The sequence below is a fragment of the Halorubrum sp. BV1 genome (assembly GCF_000746205.1).
Lineage (GTDB): Archaea > Halobacteriota > Halobacteria > Halobacteriales > Haloferacaceae > Halorubrum.
On sequence record NZ_JQKV01000023.1, the window covers coordinates 1 to 1,654 of the forward strand.

Consider the following 1,654-nt stretch of genomic DNA (forward strand, 5'->3'; position numbering starts at 1 on the left):
GCCGCCACCGACGTCGAGGAGGTGCCCGTTCTCGGGGAGTTCGCGGTCGAGGAAGTGACGCGTCTCCTCATATTCAAGTCGACTGTAGAACCCGCGTTCAAGGCGCTCCCACTCGCGATCACCGTACTCGTCGTAGTGCGCTTCCGGCGTAAAGTCCTCCATGCCCCCGCCTCGGCTGGGAGGCAATTCGTTCTTTTGGTCTGACAGGATGGCTGCTGGACCTGGCGAGGTGGTAACCGGTGAAAAAGGCAGAGTGACTGTACAGAGCGGGACTATCAATTCGCAGGAACTACTTATCGGCTGTTTCACCGCATATTGTAGCGAACTAATAGGTTTCAACAGACTATCGCTCGGAAAGAGTGCGCGATGTCCCTTGACCTCCGCCCACATCAGTTTGATGTGGAAATCCCGCCACGGGATATCAAGCTGAGCGGTTGCTCAGCTCTACGATTTCAAGACGCATACGTTCCAAGCGTCGCCTGCTGGGTTTCAGCATCAGCTTGGCTGTCTTGTGGCCCGGTCAACGAGGCCCCATCCTCAGCCGAGTCATCGTCGTTCTCGTGTTCTCTGGAACGACTCTCTCCGCTGAGGTAGCGATCTGCGATGTTGAGTGCGGCGTTGATGTCTGCCTGGTACTCTTCGATCCAACAGGCGTCGTTGGAGCACATGAACGTCGCCTGTTGGGGCCGGGTTCCCCTCTCACCGCACGCATGGCACTCTTGAGAGGTATTCCGTGGGTCGACTGTCCCAACGGGAATCCCTCTTTCAACAGCTTTGTACGTAATCTGTGCGTGGAGTTTGGCGAATCCCCAGCCGTGAAGCCGGCGATTCATTGACTCAGCGTACTCCACCACTTCCCTGGTGACGGTGTGGAGAATATCGTCGATTTGCGCCCACAACTCGTCGCCAAAGGCGTCTGCAATCCGTTCGCTCTCGCGACTCTGGAGTCGCCGCATCGTGGTGAAGTAGCGCTTGCGGAGTCGACGAACAGTCTTCCCCTCATCCGTCCAGAGCTCAGGGTTTGTCGGGGACCCGTGCTCGTCGCGGTGACACACCGTGACGAGACTTGCTTCCCCGATATCGACGCCAATTGGGGTACGTTCTTCGGGAGGAGCCTCGGAGTTGAGCGGGATGTCACGGGTCGCGATGAGATGGAAATACCAGGTTCCCTCCCGCTTGAGCAAGCGACCTTCCCCCACGGCTGCGTCGCCAGCAATTACTGCTTCAAGCCAGTCCCGTTGCTCAGGGTTCGGCTGTGCTGGTACCCAGAGGTGGTAGTCCTCGTGGTGTGGGATTTTGACGTACCACTCAATCGCGTTTTCGGGCTTGTGGTCGATTTTCACTCCCTCGTTCGTGAAGCGAACAGGATGATTGTCACTGAGTTCGTCTGCTCCATAGGTCGTCGTTAGCTGTGGGACATACCGCTTTAGGGCGTTCTTCGCGTAACTGCTCAGTTGGTAATCACCCACGATGTCGTTCGCTTCCGATAGAGTGGTACAGTTCGCGTCGAAGGCCTCTTGGAGCGCCTGCTGGTAGGCCGCCCGCGTCTCACGGAGCTTCTCCCGCTTGTGTGCGTTCGGGTCTACCAGTTTCAGTTCCAGCGTTTTTGTGAGTTCAGTCACGCCTCATCACCTTCTGATACTGACTGGTCGTC

The 1,654-nt window shown here is 57.3% G+C and carries 1 protein-coding gene; it reads right to left on the minus strand.

What is annotated here, in order from left to right; translation table 11 throughout:
* Positions 1–452: 452 nt before the first annotated feature.
* Positions 453–1,622: an RNA-guided endonuclease InsQ/TnpB family protein gene (locus tag EP28_RS11440; protein ID WP_049984145.1), complete on the minus strand. Its 1,170-nt coding sequence runs from the start codon at positions 1,620–1,622 to the stop codon at positions 453–455.
* Between the last annotated feature and the right edge of the window lie 32 nt (positions 1,623–1,654).